The organism is Streptomyces sp. NPDC024632 (genome assembly GCF_055559175.1).
In genome coordinates, this window is sequence record NZ_JBVHLD010000012.1 from 244,397 (window position 1) to 260,221 (window position 15,825).

At 74.5% G+C, this 15,825-nt stretch carries 16 protein-coding genes; 8 read left to right on the forward strand and 8 right to left on the reverse strand.

Annotation, left to right across the window (positions count from 1 at the left end):
• Positions 1-36 precede the first annotated feature (36 nt).
• Positions 37-483: an Lrp/AsnC family transcriptional regulator gene (locus ACZ37P_RS25365; RefSeq protein WP_355341274.1), complete on the forward strand. Its 447-nt coding sequence runs from the start codon at positions 37-39 to the stop codon at positions 481-483.
• Here ACZ37P_RS25365 and ACZ37P_RS25370 read toward each other — a convergent pair.
• Positions 473-3,871, reverse strand: coding sequence for an AAA family ATPase (locus ACZ37P_RS25370; RefSeq protein ID WP_467348731.1), 3,399 nt, complete (start codon positions 3,869-3,871; stop codon positions 473-475). The two genes, ACZ37P_RS25365 and ACZ37P_RS25370, sit on opposite strands and share 11 nt — an antisense overlap.
• Entirely contained in the window at positions 3,871-5,070 is a 1,200-nt protein-coding gene (locus tag ACZ37P_RS25375; protein WP_467348733.1) for an exonuclease SbcCD subunit D, read from the reverse strand. Before ACZ37P_RS25375 ends, ACZ37P_RS25370 begins: the two co-directional genes overlap by 1 nt.
• A 403-nt stretch (positions 5,071-5,473) precedes the next feature.
• Between ACZ37P_RS25375 and ACZ37P_RS25380 the strand changes: the two genes are divergently transcribed.
• On the forward strand, positions 5,474-6,535 hold the full coding sequence (locus ACZ37P_RS25380; RefSeq protein WP_467348735.1) for an MDR family NADP-dependent oxidoreductase: 1,062 nt from the start codon (positions 5,474-5,476) through the stop codon (positions 6,533-6,535).
• A 37-nt stretch (positions 6,536-6,572) separates the two neighbouring features.
• Positions 6,573-6,944 (forward strand): MerR family transcriptional regulator, encoded by a 372-nt coding sequence (locus tag ACZ37P_RS25385; protein WP_467348736.1) that lies wholly within the window; start codon positions 6,573-6,575, stop codon positions 6,942-6,944.
• Here the strand turns inward: ACZ37P_RS25385 and ACZ37P_RS25390 are convergent.
• Positions 6,941-7,603 carry a YigZ family protein gene (locus tag ACZ37P_RS25390; RefSeq protein WP_467348737.1) on the reverse strand — a complete coding sequence of 221 codons (663 nt, stop codon included), beginning with the start codon at positions 7,601-7,603 and terminating at the stop codon, positions 6,941-6,943. The genes ACZ37P_RS25385 and ACZ37P_RS25390 overlap by 4 nt on opposite strands.
• 108 nt (positions 7,604-7,711) lie before the next feature.
• Between ACZ37P_RS25390 and ACZ37P_RS25395 the strand changes: the two genes are divergently transcribed.
• Together ACZ37P_RS25395 and ACZ37P_RS25400 are read left to right on the forward strand one after the other, a co-directional pair.
• Positions 7,712-8,119, forward strand: coding sequence for a CoA-binding protein (locus ACZ37P_RS25395; RefSeq protein ID WP_467348739.1), 408 nt, complete (start codon positions 7,712-7,714; stop codon positions 8,117-8,119).
• 22 nt (positions 8,120-8,141) lie between these two features.
• Positions 8,142-8,378: a hypothetical protein gene (locus ACZ37P_RS25400; protein ID WP_355341295.1), complete on the forward strand. Its 237-nt coding sequence runs from the start codon at positions 8,142-8,144 to the stop codon at positions 8,376-8,378.
• 33 nt (positions 8,379-8,411) lie between these two features.
• Here ACZ37P_RS25400 and ACZ37P_RS25405 read toward each other — a convergent pair whose 3' ends face one another.
• Positions 8,412-8,942, reverse strand: a complete 531-nt coding sequence (locus tag ACZ37P_RS25405) for a YbaK/EbsC family protein (protein WP_355341298.1) — start codon at positions 8,940-8,942, stop codon at positions 8,412-8,414.
• A 64-nt stretch (positions 8,943-9,006) separates the two neighbouring features.
• Positions 9,007-9,759: an acyltransferase gene (locus ACZ37P_RS25410; protein ID WP_355341301.1), complete on the reverse strand. Its 753-nt coding sequence runs from the start codon at positions 9,757-9,759 to the stop codon at positions 9,007-9,009.
• A gap of 143 nt (positions 9,760-9,902) precedes the next feature.
• On the opposite strand from ACZ37P_RS25410, the gene ACZ37P_RS25415 reads away from it, so the two are divergent.
• On the forward strand, positions 9,903-10,415 hold the full coding sequence (locus tag ACZ37P_RS25415) for a gamma carbonic anhydrase family protein (protein ID WP_401854279.1): 513 nt from the start codon (positions 9,903-9,905) through the stop codon (positions 10,413-10,415).
• Between the two features lie 129 nt (positions 10,416-10,544).
• Here ACZ37P_RS25415 and ACZ37P_RS25420 read toward each other — a convergent pair whose 3' ends face one another.
• Together ACZ37P_RS25420 and ACZ37P_RS25425 are read right to left on the reverse strand one after the other, a co-directional pair.
• On the reverse strand, positions 10,545-11,207 hold the full coding sequence (locus tag ACZ37P_RS25420; protein ID WP_355341304.1) for a DedA family protein: 663 nt from the start codon (positions 11,205-11,207) through the stop codon (positions 10,545-10,547).
• A 163-nt stretch (positions 11,208-11,370) separates the two neighbouring features.
• Positions 11,371-11,823, reverse strand: coding sequence for a DUF4442 domain-containing protein (locus ACZ37P_RS25425; protein WP_355341307.1), 453 nt, complete (start codon positions 11,821-11,823; stop codon positions 11,371-11,373).
• Positions 11,824-11,895: 72 nt separating this feature from the next.
• Here ACZ37P_RS25425 and ACZ37P_RS25430 point away from each other — a divergent pair, with 72 nt between their 5' ends.
• Together ACZ37P_RS25430 and ACZ37P_RS25435 are read left to right on the forward strand one after the other, a co-directional pair.
• Positions 11,896-13,161 (forward strand): DUF8017 domain-containing protein, encoded by a 1,266-nt coding sequence (locus ACZ37P_RS25430; protein WP_467348742.1) that lies wholly within the window; start codon positions 11,896-11,898, stop codon positions 13,159-13,161.
• Positions 13,162-13,298: 137 nt separating this feature from the next.
• A complete protein-coding gene (locus tag ACZ37P_RS25435; protein WP_467348744.1) occupies positions 13,299-14,699 on the forward strand; it encodes an MFS transporter in 1,401 nt (466 codons plus the stop codon).
• On the opposite strand, the gene ACZ37P_RS25440 is transcribed toward ACZ37P_RS25435, so the two are convergent.
• Positions 14,639-15,439, reverse strand: a complete 801-nt coding sequence (locus ACZ37P_RS25440; protein ID WP_467348806.1) for a spermidine synthase — start codon at positions 15,437-15,439, stop codon at positions 14,639-14,641. The genes ACZ37P_RS25435 and ACZ37P_RS25440 overlap by 61 nt on opposite strands.
• Between the last annotated feature and the right edge of the window lie 386 nt (positions 15,440-15,825).

Below are 15,825 nucleotides of genomic sequence, written 5' to 3' on the forward strand. Positions count from 1 at the left end.
TTGATCGGCCGGGCTTTCCCCTGCTATCCCTCGTGCATGACCGCTTATTCCCTCGACCCGACCGACTGGCGGCTGCTGGAGGCCCTGCAACGCGACGGCCGGGCCAGTTACGCCGAGCTGGCCCGTACCGTCTCGATGTCGCCGAGCGCCGTCACGGAGCGGGTCCGGCGCCTGGAGGAGGCCGGGGTGATCACCGGATATTCGGCGGTGATCGACCACGACCGGATCGGGCTGCCGATCCTCGCGATGGTCCGGCTGCGCTATCCGACCGGCAATTACCGGCCGTTCCACGACATGCTGGCGACCACCCCCGAGGTGCTCGAGGCGCATCACGTGACGGGGGACGACTGCTTCGTGATGAAGGTCGCGGCGCGGTCCATGCGGCATCTGGAGGAGACCACCGGGCGGATCGCCGGGCTCGGCGCGGTCACGACCAGCATCGTCTACTCCTCACCGCTGGAGCGGCGCCCCCTCACGCTCTGACCGGCCCGCTTCCGGCGGCGGCCGGTGCCCCGGTCCGCATCCGCACGCTCGATCCGTCCCTGCCCTTGACGACCCGCAGTTGGGCCGGAATGCGGTGCCGCAGGTCGGCGACGTGGCTGACGATGCCCACCGCGCGGTCGCGTTCCCGCAGGCCGTCGAGGACGTCGAGCACTTCGTCGAGGGTCTGGTCGTCGAGGCTGCCGAAGCCCTCGTCGATGAAGAGGGTGTCGAGGCGGGCGCCGCCCGCCTCGTCGGTCACGACATCGGCGAGGCCGAGCGCGAGGGCCAGTGACGCGAAGAAGGTCTCGCCGCCGGAGAGCGTCGCGGTGTCGCGTTCGGTGCCGGTCCAGGCGTCGACCACCATCAGGCCGAGCCCCGACTTGGCCCGGCCGCCGCCGCGCGCGTCGGTGTGCACGAGGGTGTAGCGGCCCGAGGACATGCGCTGGAGGCGTACGGCCGCCGCGGCGGCGACCTGTTCCAGCCGCGCCGCCAGCACGTACGTCTCCAGCTCCATCCGGTAGCGGTTCTCCGCGGTGGTGGCGGAGGCGAGGTCGGAGAGCCGGGCGATGGCGTCGAACTCCGCGCGGGCCGGGGCGAGTTCCCTGGTACGGGTGGCGGCCTGCGCGGACAGCCGGTCGAGTTCGGCGCGGCGGGTCGCGGCGGCGGACTCGGCGGCCGATGCGGCGCGCAGCCGGTCGGTCGCGGCGGCGAGTGCGGCCTGCGCGGCTGCCGGGTCCGCGGGCGGCAGTTGGGCCGCCGCGGCGGGTTCGGGCGCGGCGAGGTCCGCTTCGACGGCGGCCTCCTCCTTGGCCCACGCTTCGGCCTCGCGCTCGGCGCGCCACAGCCGTTCCGGGTCGAGCAGCGCGGCCTCGGCGTCGGCGGGCGCCGCGAAACCGGCGCGGGTCGCGGCCTCCGCGAGCGCCGTGTCGGCCTCCGCGAGCCGCTGCCGGCTGTCGCTCCGGTCGCGTACGGCGTGCGCCGCCCGGTCGAGCAGCGCGATCCGCGCCGACAGCCGGGCCCGCCGGTCCGCGACGCTCGCGTACCCGGCCCGCGCCTGGGCCAACTCGGCGCTCAACCGGCGCTGCTGCGTGTCCAGTTCCTCCCGCCGCGAGGTGCGTACGTCGGTCCTGCTCTGTGCTTCGTGCCGCTGCGCCGTGCGGCGGTCGCGCTCCTGTTCCGCGCGCTCCAGCGCCCGGCGCGCCTCGGACACGTCGGCCGCCGCGCGTGCGGTGGTGGAGTGTTCGGCCTCCAGTACGGCGCAGGCGGCGGTCAGCCGGGCCAGCGGCTCGTCCCCCGCCGTGGCGGCGGCGGCCTCCCACGCGGCCCCGATCCGGTCGGCTTCGGTACGCGCCGACTCGTGCCCGGCCGCGGCGCGTTCGTAGGCCGCGCCGGCCGCGTCCTCGTCGGCGCGGGTGACCTGCTGCGCGGCGGGCCGCGCGGGGCCGGGGTGTTCCGGCGAGCCGCACACCCGGCAGGGCTCGCCGTCCGCCAACTGCTCGGCCAATTCGGCGGCGATGCCGTCGATCCTGGCCTCCCGCAGGTCCTGCCACGTCTCCCTGGCCCGTGCCGCCGTGTCCCGCGCGTCCCGCGCCCGGTCCTGAGCCCGCGTCAACTCCTGCGCCAGCCGGTCGCGTTGGTCCGCCGCGTCCCTGCGGCGGCGCGCGGTCTCCAGCTCAGCCGCCAGGCCCGCAGCCCTGGTCGCGGCCTCGGCCGCGCCGTCCGCCCTGGTCTGCAAGGCGGTGCGCAGCGTCGGCCACTCCTCCAGCCATCCGTCGGCCTCGCGTACGGCTCCCTCGTCCGCGCGCTCCTCCCGGTCGAGCGCCGCGCGCCGCTCGGCGATCTCCCGCACGCGCTGCTCGGCCTCTCCGGCCCGGGCGAGGCCGCCCAGCTCCTCCCGCAGCTCTCCCGCGCGTCCCGCCAGCGCCTCGGCGCGCCAAGACCCGTGCTCCGCCGGGCTGTTGGGCGACACGGAGCCGGATTCGGGTGCCCTCTCGGCCCGGCCGGCCTTCCGTTGCTCGCCGAGCCTGACGTCCTGACGGTCCACGGACCTGACCTCGGTCGGGCTGACGGTCCGCTCTTCGCCGTACCCGATAGACGCCCGATCGGCAGGCCCACCGGCCGACCGCTGCTCGCCGGGCCCGCCGAGCGGCAACTGGCCACCGGGCCCGGTGTCTTGGCCGTCCGAGGACCGGCCGGGCTCGGCCGGGGCGGAAGCCGGTCGGGGGCCCGGCGCGTCGGCCGCCAGTGGACCGGCCGCCTGCCGGGCGGGCGTCTCCACCGGGGATCGGTGGTGCGGTACGGCGGGCGTCGGGGGCTGTTCGCCCGCGGTCGTCAGGTCCGTGAGGACGCGGCCTTCGAGGGCGACGGCTTCGCGGTGTTGGAGGGCGGCCTTGTCGCGCAGGGCGAGGGCGGGTTCGACGGTCGCGGCGCGGTGGGCGCGGGCCAGGCGGTCGCGGGCGGCGGCGCGGTGGGCGCGCTCACCGTCGAGGGCGGCGGCGCGGCGGCGGGCCTCGGCGTGCCGGGACTGGAGGGCGGAGAGGTCGCGGGCGGCCTCGAAGCCGGTGGCGGCGGCGCGGTGGGCGGCCTCGGCGTGCCGCAGGGCCTGCGCGGCGATCGTGGCGGTCTCGCGGGCGTCGCAGCGCAGGACCGCGGCCCACTCCAACAGCCCTTCGGGCGAGGGGCCTTCGTCCGGCGCTCCGTCAGCAACGGCCCCGGCCGCCAGGCCGCCCGCGGCCTGGCGCATCCGCTCGGCGAGGTGGACCAGCCCCTTGTCACCGGCGGCGAGCCGCCCGGCCGCGTCCTGCTTGCGGTCGCGCAGCCAGTGCTCGACGGCCTTGAACCGGCGCGTGTCGAAGAGCCGTCCGAGCAGTGCGGTCCTTTCGGTGGCGCTCGCGCGCAGGAAGGTGGCGAATTCGCCCTGCGGCAGCAGCACGACCTGGCAGAACTGCTCGCAGCTCATGCCGACGAGCTGCTTGATCTCCTCGCCGATCTCCTGGTGCGACTTGGACAGCGCCTGCCATCCGCCGTCCTTGTGCTCGCGCAGCAGCGTGACGGCCTTGTCCATGGTGGTGCCGGTGCCGCGCTTCTTCGCCCGCGGCTGCTCGGGCCGCCGGGTGATCTCCAACCGCCGTGTCCCGACGGTCAGTTCGAGGACGACCTCGGTGGCGGTGCCCGCCGCCGCGTGGTCGCTGCGCAGCCGCGTCACCGGCCGGGCGCCGGGCACCTGGCCGTAGAGGGCGTAACAGACGCCGTCCAGGACGGAGGTCTTGCCGGAGCCGGTGGGGCCGTGCAGGAGGAAGAGCCCGGCGGCGGAGAGTTCGTCGAAGTCGACGCGCTGGGTGGCCGCGAAGGGGCCGAAGGCGGTGAGTTCGAGGCGGTGCAGTCGCATCAGGCGCGTTCCGTCCGTACGGTGTCCGCCCGTACCGCGTCGAAGGCCGCGCTCAGCGTGGCGCTCTCGTGCGCGGCGGGCGCGGAGCCGCGGACGTGGGCGACGAAGTCCTCGGCGATCTGCTGGTCGCTGCGCCCGCGCAGCCGCCTGGCGTACGAGGCGAGCGGGTCGTCGTCACCGGTCTCGGGCTCGAAGGCGAGGCTGAGGACGTGCGGGAAGCGTTTCGCGAGCGCGGCCATCGGCTCGTGCGGGCGGAAGGGGTCGGTGAGGGTGGCCTCCACCCAGGCGTCCTCGTGCCGGTCGAGCGCCGGGTCGGCGATCAGGTCGTCGAGACGTCCGCGGATCCGGGCGAGCGCGCGCGGCACGGGCGTGTCGACCCGTTCGGCGTCGATGGCGCCTTCGGGGCCGAGGCCGACCAGCCACATGCTCTTGCGGTGGTGCTCCTCGGAGAAGGAGTACGCGAGCGGCGAGCCGGAGTAGCGGATCCTCCCCTGGCCTTCGGCCAGGGGCTCGCCCGTCGCGTCGCGCTCGGTGAGGGTCTGACAGCCGTGCAGGTGGCCGAGTGCCACGTAGTCGACGCCGTCGAAGACCTCGGCGGGTACGGCCTCGACGCCGCCCGCGGTGATGTCGCGCTCGCTGGCGCAGGGCGCGGCGCCGGTGACGAAGGCGTGCGCGAGCACGACGCTTCGCGTGCCCGTGGGGCGCTCGGCGAGGTCGGCGCGGATCCGGTCCATGGCGGCGCCGAGCACCGCCGTGTGGTCGGCCCGGTCGGCGGCGAACTCCTCGCGCGCCAGGGCCGGTTCGAGGTACGGCAGCCCGTAGACGGCGACGTCGCCGTGTTCGTCGGTGAGCACGACGGGCCGGTGGCAGCTCGCCGGGTCGGTGCGCAGGTGGATGCCGGAGCGGCCCATGACGCGGGCGCCGACGCCGAGCCGCCGGGCCGAGTCGTGGTTGCCGGAGATCATGACGGTGGGCACGTCCAGGTCGGCGAGCCGGTGCAGTACGTCGTCGAAGAGTTCGACGGCGGACAGCGGCGGGACCGCGCGGTCGTAGACGTCCCCGGCGACGAGGACGGCGTCCACGCGTTCGGCGCGGACGGTGTCCACGAGGTGGTCGAGGAAGGCGCGCTGGGCGTCGAGCAGGCTGACGCGGTGGAAGGAGCGTCCCAGGTGCCAGTCCGAGGTGTGCAGAAATCTCACGCGACCGCTCCGACCCGCACGCTCACCCTCGCCGTTCCTCGATTCCCGCGGGCGTCAGACGACTTCGACTGGCTTCCGCGGGCACCTGTGCCGCGCCGCTTCCGGCGCCCGATCCGTACCGCTGCGATCTTCTCATCCGGGCTCGCGGCCCGTGCGCCGTGGCTCACCGGCGGTGGTCATGGAGTGTAGAAGGTCGCCGCCCGGCAGGCGGTGGAGATCGGTGATCAGGTCGCCGGAAAGCCAGGAGACTAGCTTAAGACCCTGCAATTCGCCAGCAACTCCCCTAAAAGGGCACACCGCTTGACCCTGACGCGCGGGTCAGGGATTAGCGTCACCGCGCCCCGGCCGACGGCACCGCACCACACCGCCGCCCCGAATCCGCGCGTCCTCAGGAGACCCGTCCATGTCCGCAACGCCACCGGTAACCCCTCAGGCAAGCCCCTCTGCCCTGCCCCGCACCAGCCGCGAAGTGCGGATCGTCGCCGTCCCCCGAGGGCTGCCCTCGCCCGGGGACTTCGCCGTCGTGCAGACGCCGCTCCCGGAGCCTGGCCCCGGCCAAGTCCTCGTCCGCAACCGGCACTTCCTCGTCTTCCCCGGCCTGCGCACCCTGCTCGGCGGTGAGAGCGACGGCGTCCCGCTGCCGCCGCTGCGCCACGGCGACACGCTCTTCGGGCCCGCCGTCGGCGAGGTGGTCGCCGCGCCCGACGGCGACGGGCCGCGTCCCGGTGACACGGTGCTGCACCTGCTCGGCTGGCGCGAGTACGCGCTGGTGCCCGCCGCCCAGTGCGCCGTGCTGGACGACACGCTGCCCGACCCGGTGGCGCATCTCGCCCAGGGTTCCTCCGCGTACGGCGCGCTTACCCGGCTGGCCCAGGTGCGGGCGGGCGACACCGTCTTCGTCACGGGCGCGGCGGGGGCGGTCGGCACACTGGCCGGGCAGGTCGCCAGGCTGCTGGGCGCGGCCCGGGTGATCGGCAGTACGGGCTCGCCGTGGAAGGCCGACCGGCTGCGCTCCGAACTCGGCTACGACGCGGTCGTGTTGCGCGGCTCCGGGCCGTTCGCGCGTCAGCTCGCCGAGGCGGCGCCCGGCGGTGTGGACGTGGTGCTGGACACCGTCGGCGGCGAGCAGTTGGCCGCGGCTCTCGGCGCGGCCAACCAGGGCGCGCGCTTCGCGCTGATCGGCGCGCTGTCCGGGCAGCTCTCCGCGGACCGGGCGGGCGGCAGCGCTCCCGTCGAGATCGACTCGTACCGGCTCGTCGTCAAGGGCCTGTCCCTGCGCGGCTACAGCGGTACCGACCACCCGGAGGTCGAGGCGGAGTGGACCGCGCGCTTCGGCGGCTGGCTGCGCTCGGGCGAGATCCGCTTCCCTTACACGACGGTCACCGGCATCGATCGCGCGCCCGAGGCGCTGCCGGATCTGATCGGCGGGCGGCACTTCGGGGCTGCGATAGTGGAGCTGGAGTAGGGATGGGCTAGCCGTACGAGGACGGTCAGGGGGACGGATGCGGATCGGCGAAGCGGCGGCAGCCGCCGGAACCACCCCGCGCGCACTGCGCTTCTACGAGCAGCGCGGCCTGCTGCCGCCACCGGCCCGCACCGGCTCCGGCCAGCGCGACTACGGTCCCGCCGAGGTCGCCCGGCTGCGCGTGATCCGTGAGCTGCTCGCCCTCGGCCTGACCGTCGAGGATCTGCGCAGCCGCGCCCACCGCCTCCACCTCCTGGCGGCCGACCCGCCCGCCCCCTGCGACGGTTCCGCCGACCGGCCCGGCTCCTTCGCCGACGTCGTCGACCGCCGGCTCGCCCTCCTGGACGCCGAGATCGACCGCCTCACCCGCCTGCGCGCCGACCTGGCGGTGCGCGCCCGAGGGCGCTAGGGCGTGTCCGTAAAGTCGCACATGCCCGAGGGCGTCACGGTCACATACGCGCTTCCGCCCACCGTCACCTCGGCGGCACCCGATGTGGCGTCCGCCAGCCAGGAACGGAAGCCGGGGAGATCCGCCTGCGGTACGCCCAGGTCGATGGTCACGGCGGCGGCGTACGCGACACCGCGGATGGCGTGTCCGGCGGCGCGCAGCTCGTTCTCCAGCCGCCCGGCCCGCTGGTGGTCCACGGTGACCGTGACCAGGACGAGCCGCCGCCGCTCGACCGTGCCGATCTCGTCCAGCGCGGCGGTGACGGCGCCCCCGTACGCGCGGGCCAGTCCGCCCGCCCCGAGCTGGACACCGCCGTAGTACCGCGTCACGACGGCCGCCGTGTCCCGGACCTCGCGGCCCAGCAGCGCCTGGAGCATCGGTGTGCCCGCCGTCCCGCCCGGCTCCCCGTCGTCACTGGCCCGGTGCAGCCGCCCCTCGGGGCCGATGACGTACGCGAAGCAGTTGTGGCTGGCCCCGGCGTGCTCCTTGCGGACGCGGGCGATGAAGTCCTGCGCCGCCTCCTCGCTCGCCACGGGCGCGAGCGCGCACAGGAACCGCGAGCGCTTGATCTCGCTCTCGCAGACCCCCGCCCGCGCCACCGTCAGATACCGGTCCACCATCCGGTCAGCCTACGGGCCGCGACCGGGAATGGCGGGCGCGGGAGGCGTGTTTGACCAGGCACGACGGCAGTACGTGGACGATGTGACGGCGAGCGGCTGGAGGACGGCGTGTACGGCGACGCGGAGACGGTGCGGAAGATCCTGACCGGTACCGGGGACACCTGGGCGGTGGTGGGGCTGTCGAACAACACCTCACGGGCCGCCTACGGAGTCGCGGGCGTGCTCCAACGGTTCGGCAAGCGGGTCGTGCCGGTGCACCCGAAGGCCGAGACCGTGCACGGCGAGCAGGGGTACGCCGCGCTGGCCGACATCCCGTTCCCGGTCGACGTGGTCGACGTGTTCGTGAACTCCTCGCTCGCGGGTGGGGTCGCGGACGACGCGGTGGCCGTGGGCGCGAAGGCGGTGTGGTTCCAGCTCGACGTGATCGACGAGGCGGCGTACGAGCGCACGCGGGCGGCCGGCCTGGAGATGGTGATGGACCGCTGCCCGGCGATCGAGATCCCGCGCCTGCCCTGACCTGTGGGTTTACGGTGGGGGTATGGGACGCAAAGCTCCGCCGCCGCCGTTCGGACTCGACGAGCGGACGTATGCGCAGCTCTGGTACTACGCACTGCCGGTGCTGGCTTTCGTCCTCGGTCTGGTCGTGCTCGTGGCGCTGATGGGTGTGCTGTCCGGGGCGTGGAAGATCTTCGCCGTGCTGGCCGGTGTGGCGGTCGGTACGGCCGTGGTGGCGGGCGGCAGGGCCCTGCACCGCAGGCTGGAGGACCGCTCGTGACCTGCGGCTCCGCGGCCCGGTGGCCCCGCGTCGTCAGATGCCGAGTCCTTCGAGGACGACCGCTCCGGGCAGCGCGGCCAGCGCCTTGCCCGACACGATGAGCTTGCCGCGGCGCGCGCCGCTGCCGATGACCAGGTGCGGCGCCTCCACGACGGCCGCGTCGACGAGCAGCGGCCAGTCGGCGGGCAGACCGACGGGGGTGATGCCGCCGTACTCCATGCCCGTCTCGCCCACGGCGGTGTCCATCGGCGCGAACGACGCCTTGCGCGAGCCCAGGTGGCGGCGGACCGCGCCGTTGACGTCGACGCGGGTGGTGGAGAGCACCAGGCACGCGGCGAGCGTGACGTCCTGGCCGCGCTTGCCCGCGACGACCACGCAGTTCGCCGAGGCGGTCAGCAGGTCGTCGCCGTAGGTCTCGACGAAGACGGCGGTGTCGGCCTTCTCCGGGTCCGTGTCGACGTAGAGCATGTCGGGTGTCACGGCGGCGGCGACCGGCGGCGGGAGCAGGTCGCGGCGCTCGGTGGCGGGGTGGGCTTCGTCGAAGTTGCCGATCGGTGCGCGCATACGGGCAACGTAACAAATGCCCGCACGGCGGCGGAGATTCGGGGCGAGCGCCGGGGCCGGGCGCTCAGGGCCGGTCCTCCAGATCGGCCAGCGCCAGCAGTTGCTCGGGGGTGACGCCCTCGGGGACCGGCAGCGGCGGCGGGGTGCGCAGGGGCGGCTGCCAGCCGGTGTCCGGGTCCCAGCGCCGTACGATCCGGGCCGGCGCTCCGGCGACCACCGCGAAGTCGGGCACCTCGCCGCGGACCACGGCGCCCGCCGCCACGACCACATTGCGGCCGAGCCGCGCGCCGGGCAGGATCACGCACCCCGAGCCGAGCCAGCTCCCGCTGCCGATCTCGACCGGCGCGGTGCGCGGCCACTGCTTGCCGACGGGCTGGGTCGTGTCGTCGTACGAGTGGTTGTCGCTGGTGACGTAGACGTACGGGCCGCAGTAGACGTCGTTGCCGAAAACCACCGGTACGGAGGCGACGACGTGGCTGCCGCGGCCGAGGACGACGCCGTTGCCGAGGCGCAGGACGGGGTCGGGCCCGAGGTCGAGGCCCGGCATCATCCCGGCGGTGAGGGTGACCTGCTCGCCGATGACGCAGTGGTCGCCGAGGTGGATCCACGGCTCGCCGAAGACGGTGCCCTGCGGGAAGGCGAGCCGGGTGCCCTCGCCGATCCGGCCGAAGCGCAGCGGTCCCGGGCGCGCGGCGGTGACCGCGCCCGCGTTCTGCACCCAGCGCCAGCCGCGGTGCACCATCCGCGATCCGACGCGGCGACGCCAGGCCGTGGCGGCGGCGGTCGCGGAGGAGAACACGTTCTCGTTCTTCGGCACGGGCCCACCGTATACGGTGCCGGGTGGAGACCACAGGACCGACGACGAGGGCGGTGGGCATGACGGACCCGGCGGTTACGCGGAGCGCGGGCGCGGCAGGCGCGGAGGGCGGGAGCACGGCGGGCGGCGGCGTCCCCGTACCGCTGATCGCGGACATTCTGGGCCGCGCACCGGAGATCGACCCGACCGCGTTCACCGCTCCCGGCTCGGTGGTCCTCGGGGACGTCACGCTGGGCGCGGGCGCGAGCGTCTGGTACCACGCGGTGCTGCGCGGCGACTGCGAGTCGATCACGGTCGGCGCGGGCTCCAACATCCAGGACAACTGCACGGTGCACGCCGACCCCGGCTTCCCCGCCGTCATCGGCGAGGGCGTCACGGTCGGGCACAACGCCGTCCTGCACGGCTGTGTGATCGAGGACGACGTCCTGGTCGGGATGGGCGCCACGGTGCTCAACGGCGCGCACATCGGCACCGGTTCGCTGATCGCGGCGGCGGCGCTGGTCCCGCAGGGGATGCGGGTGCCGCCGGGATCACTGGTGGCGGGCGTGCCCGCGAAGGTGCGCAGGGAGCTGACCGAGGAGGAGAAGGCGACAGTACGGCTGAACGCCGAGCATTACGTGGCGCTGGCCGACGCGCACCGGGAGTCGCTGGGCTGACGGCGGACGCGCACCGCGAGTCCCTGACGCGACGGCCGACACGCGGACGGCGAGTCCCTGACCGACGGCCGACGCGCGGACGGCGGGCCCGGAGGTCCGGGGCCCGCCGTCCGCGCAGTGACGTATGGCCTACTCGCCCTGCGCCACCGCGACACCGGGCGCCGCCGGTGCCTCCTGCTGCTCGAACTCCGCCTGCGCCTTGGCGGCGCGCCGCCTCACGAAGAGGAACGAGGCGATGCCGAAGAGCACGGCCGCGGCGAGTCCGAAGTAGCCGAACCTCTTCAGCCAGGGTTCGGCGACCACACCCACGTAATAGATGACCGCGGTGGTGCCGCCCGCCCAGACGATGCCGCCGAGCAGGTTCGCGATCAGGAACTTCCAGTACGGCATCTTGAGGACACCGGCCAGCGGCCCGGCGAAGATCCGCAGCAGGGCCACGAAGCGGCCGAAGAAGACCGCCCACATGCCCCAGCGCTGGAACGAGCGTTCCGCGGTGGCCACATGGCCGGGTGAGAAGTGTTTGGGGAATCTGCGGCCGAGCCGGTCGAGCAGCGGTTGGCCGCCGCGGTGCCCGATCGAGTAGCCGATGGAGTCGCCGCCGACCGCGCCGATGATGGCGGCGGTGCCGACCAGCCAGGGGTTGACGTGCCCTTGCGAGGACAGCAGCGCGGCGCTCATCAGGACGATCTCGCCGGGCAGCGGGATGCCCAGGCTCTCGACGCCGACGACCAGACCGACCATCAGATAGACGAGGATCGGCGGGATGCCGTCGAGCCACTCCTGGACGTGCACAGCGGGGTTCCTCCCCTGGACAACGGTGGGTTGCGCGCACGCGGCGCACACCGCCGAAGCCTAACGGACCGATCGCCGCGAAAGTCCGGTCAAGAGCGAGTCAAACAAGCCGATCGGCGGGCCGTCCGGGGCGGCGCTCCGCGACCGGCGTGAAGTGCCCGGTTCAGCGGTTCGGCCGGAGCGTCCACACCACCGTCATGTGCGCGGTCTCGGCGCCGTCCTCCCTGCTGATGGAGATCTCGACGGGGAACTCGGGGCGCTCCCCCGCGTCCAACTCGGCGACCACGTCGGCGGCGGGCCGCCCCAGTTCGGCGGTGGCCGTCACCGGGCCCATCGCCAGCTTGCTGTAGGCGATCTCGGCGCGGACGGCGAGCGGCACGGCCCGGCCGAGCTGGTCGCCGAAGGCGGCGAGCACGATCGCGCCGCTCGCGGACTCGGCGAGGGTGAACATCGCGCCCGCGTGCGGACCGCCGACGTGGTTGTGGAAGTCGGGCTGGTCGGGCAGCAGCACGACGGCGCGCTCCGCCGTGGTCTCGATGTACTCGAGGTTGAGGGTGCGGGCCATCGGCACGGTGGCCGCCATCATGTCGCCAATGGAAGGCAAGGTCTCGGACATGGCGCGATGTTACCAGTCAGTAGCGGTATCCGGCGTGGAACCGTCGGGCCCACTCCCCTAGTGTTTCCAGCCATGTGGCCAGGAGAACAGCACAACGGGGGAGAGCAGAACCCGCAGGGCGCCCCCCCGCCGAATCCGCCGGGGCCGTACGGCCGGCCGACGCCTTACGACACGCCCTCGCCGTACGCTCAGCCGGGCTACCAGCAGCAACCGAACCAGCCCGCCCAGTCCGGTCCGCCGAACTTCCAGAAGCCGCCGGAGCATCCGTCGGCCCCGCCCTACGGCCAACCGCCCTCGGGACCTGGCCAGGCCGCGCCGCCGAACCAGTCCGCGGCGCCCACCCAGCCGTACGGGCAGCCCGGTTACGGCACCCCGTCCCCGTACAGCCAGCCCGGCTACGGGCAGCAGCCGCCCGGCGGCTACCCGACTCCGCAGAGCTGGGGGCCGCCCGTGCCCGGCGGTCCCGGCGGTCCCGGTGGCCCTGGTGGCCAGCCGCCGCAGCGCGACCGCAAGGGGCTGACGGTCGGCATCGCGATCACCGCCGCTGTCGCGGTGATCGCCGCGGTCGTCGTCGGCGCGGTCTACCTCACCGGTGACGACAAGAAGAAGACGGACGCGAAGGACGGGAGTCCGACCGCGTCGGCGCCGCAGTCGCCCACGGGCACGCCGTCCACCACCGCGCCCACCTCCACCGCCACGGGCGGCAACGCCGACACGGGCGACTCGCCGCGCGGCGACCCGGCGGCGCTCGACGTCAAGCCGGTCATTCCGGGCTGGAAGGTCGTCATCCGCAGCGAGCGCAATGTCGCCTTCGACGTACCGCCGGACTGGTCGGTCGACAGCGAGGGCATGACGATCGGCTTCGAGGACAAGAACGGCGACCCGGCCGTCGCGATGAGCGCGCCCGCGTACTACAAGAAGGACTGGTGCAAGAACGGCAACAGCAGCGCCGACCGCGCCGCCGTGGGCACCAAGGGCGCCAACGGGGCGAAGAGCGTGCGCAACGCCGCCGAGGTGCAGGCCGTGTCGTGGGCGTACTGGGCCTATCAGGACAACGGCAAGGGCACCTTCTCCAAGGTGCAGAACAGCAAGGCGTTCCACAACGCGCACGGCATCTCGGGCTGGCAGGCGTCGGCCACCGCCGCCAACATCCCGAAGAGCAGCAAGTGCTCGGCGGACGGGGCCGCGTACACCGTCGCCTGGAGCGACCCGACACAGACGGACGCCGCCAAGAAGCTCGTGGTGTGGGTGCTCTACGCCGACCGCGGGGTGCCCGACCAGCTCTCGGATTCGGTGATCGACAAGATCAAGAGCACGATCCGGCCGCTGAAGAAGTAGCGAGGAGCGAGCGGGGAGCGAGCGAGCGGGGAGCGGCGAGGAGCGAGCGGGGAGCGGCGGGCGGCGGGTGCCCGCCGCTCCCGGACCGGCCGGAATCCGTTTGCGAGAGGAAACGGACTGCGGGCATAGTCCCCCGGGTGACCTCGAACGACACGGCCCGCAGCGGCGGCCCCTCCGACGCCCGCCCGCCCGGTCCGCGTTCTCGGGACCCCAGGAGCCGCCTACCGTCCTGGGCCGGGCGCAATTTCCAACTGCTGGTCACCGCCTCGTTCATCACCAACCTCGGCAACTCCGGCGCGCTCATCGCCGCCGCCTACGCCGTCATCGAGTCCGGCGGCAGCGCCACCGGCGTCGGTCTGGTGGCCGCCGCCAGGACCCTGGCCATGGTCGTCTTCCTGCTGATCGGCGGCGCGGTCGCGGACCGCATCCCGCGTCAGCGGGTGATGGTGACGGCCAACCTCGTCAACGCGCTCTCGCAGGCCGCCTTCGCGGTGCTCGTCCTGGCCGGGCACGCCGCGCTGTGGCAGATGGCGCTGCTGACCGCGGTCGGCGGCGGCGCGCACGCCTTCTTCTCCCCCGCCTCCGAGGGCATGGTGCTCTCCACGGTCGAGTCCGCGCACGCGGGCAAGGCCTTCGCCGTCTTCCGGATGTCGATGAACGGCGCGACCATCGGCGGCGCGGCCGTCGGCGGCGCGCTCGTCGCCGCGTTCGGGCCCGGCTGGGTGCTGGCGATCGACGCGCTGGGCTTCGCCGCCGCTGCCGCCATGCGCTCCCGGCTGCACGTCGCCGCGGGCGACCGCCCGGCGCGGGCGTCCGGCATCGTCGGCGATCTGCGCGAGGGCTGGCGGGAGTTCGTCTCCCGCTCCTGGCTGTGGGGCATCGTCGTGCAGTTCGCCGTGGTCAACGCCGTGGTGGGCGCGGCCGAGGCGGTGTACGGGCCGCTGGTCGCCCGCGACCATCTCGGCGGCGCGGGACCCTGGGGCCTGGCCATGGCCGCCTTCGGTGTCGGCACGGTCGGCGGCGGCCTGCTGATGATGCGCTGGAAACCGCGCCGCATGCTGCTCGCGGGCGCCCTCGGCGTCTTCCCCCTGGCCCTGCCGAGCGCCACGCTCGCCCTCGCCTCTCCCCTGTGGATCCTGGCGCTCGCCATGTTCATCACGGGCGTGGCCATCGAGGTCTTCGCGGTCGGCTGGATGCTCGCGTTGCACCAGGAGATCGCCGAGGACAAGATGTCACGCGTGTCGGCGTACGACTGGTTCGGCTCGGTGGCCGTGACACCGATCGCCCTGGCCCTCGCCGGCCCCGCCGCCAGCCTCTTCGGCCGTACGCAGGCGCTGTGGGGCTGCTCCGCGGTGGTCGTGCTGCTGACGGGCGCCGTGCTGACGCTGCCGGACGTACGACGGCTGGAACGGCGTACGGGCGGCGGGCACGGGGTGGTGGCGGGCAGCACCGTGGCGCACGCGGACGCCGCTCCCGCTCAGCCGACGGTGAAGGCGCCGTCCGGCGGGGTCGGCGAGGGCGCGGCCGACGTGTCGTAGACCGGGCGGGCGCGACCGGTGAAACGGTCGAGCGCGGCGCCGTGCACCACGCGGGCGGGGAAGGCGTCGGCGGCGCACAGCCGGGCGAGCGCGTCTACCGGGAGCGGCGCGGCGCTGGCCACGAGCACCGCGTTACCGAAGCGACGGCCGCGCAGCACGCCCGGCTCGGCGAGCAGGCAGATCTCGGCGGGGGCGGGGAACACGGCGCGGACCGTGGCCAGTTGGGACCGCAGGAAGGCGAAGGGGGCCGCGTCGGCGACGTTCGCGACGTAGACGCCGCCGGGGCGCAGGACGCGGTGCGCGGCGCGCACGAACTCCACCGACGTCAGGTGCGCGGGCACGCGCGCGCCGCCGAAGACATCCGCCACGACCGCGTCCGCGCTCGCCTCGGCCGCCGTGGCCAGCCACGCGCGCGCGTCCGCCGTGTGCACCGTCACCGACGCGGGGTCGGCCAGCGGCAGATGCTCGGCGACCAGCGCGGCCAGCCGCCGGTCGGCCTCGATGACGTCCTGCCGCGAACCCGGCCGCGCCCACGCCAGCCACCGCGGCACCGTCATCCCGCCGCCCCCGAGATGCACGGCCGCCACCGGCCCCCCCGGCGCGCTCCCGGCCTCCAGCGCGTACGCGATCCGCCGCACGTACTCGAACTCCAGGCACTCCGGATCGTCCAGGTCCACATACGACTGCGGTGCCCCGTCCACCGTCAACAGCCAGCCCCGTGGCCGGTCCACGTCCGGCATCAGCCGGGCTTCCCCGAAGTCCACGGGGCGGATCACGGGGACCGCTTCGGGAGCGGGGGCCTCGTCCGGGGCGGGGGCCTCGTCGGGGGCGGGGGCCTCGTCGGGGGCGGGGGCCTCGCCGGGGGCGGGGGCCTCGCCTGGGGCGGTTGGCGGGTCCTCCGGGGTGTGGCTCACGGGGTCATTGTCCCAGGCGGGCGGTTTCCGTACGGGGGTGCGGGTGTCCGTGCGGGCCGATGGCCGCCGTCGTGGGATCGGGGCTGCCGAGCGGGCGGGGGGCGGGCGTGATCCGTACCGGCGCGGGGGGGGGGGGGGGGGGGGGGGGGGGGGGGGGGGGACCCCCACAGGAGGGGGGGGGGGTGGGGGGGGGGGTGTGGGGGTGCGGGGAG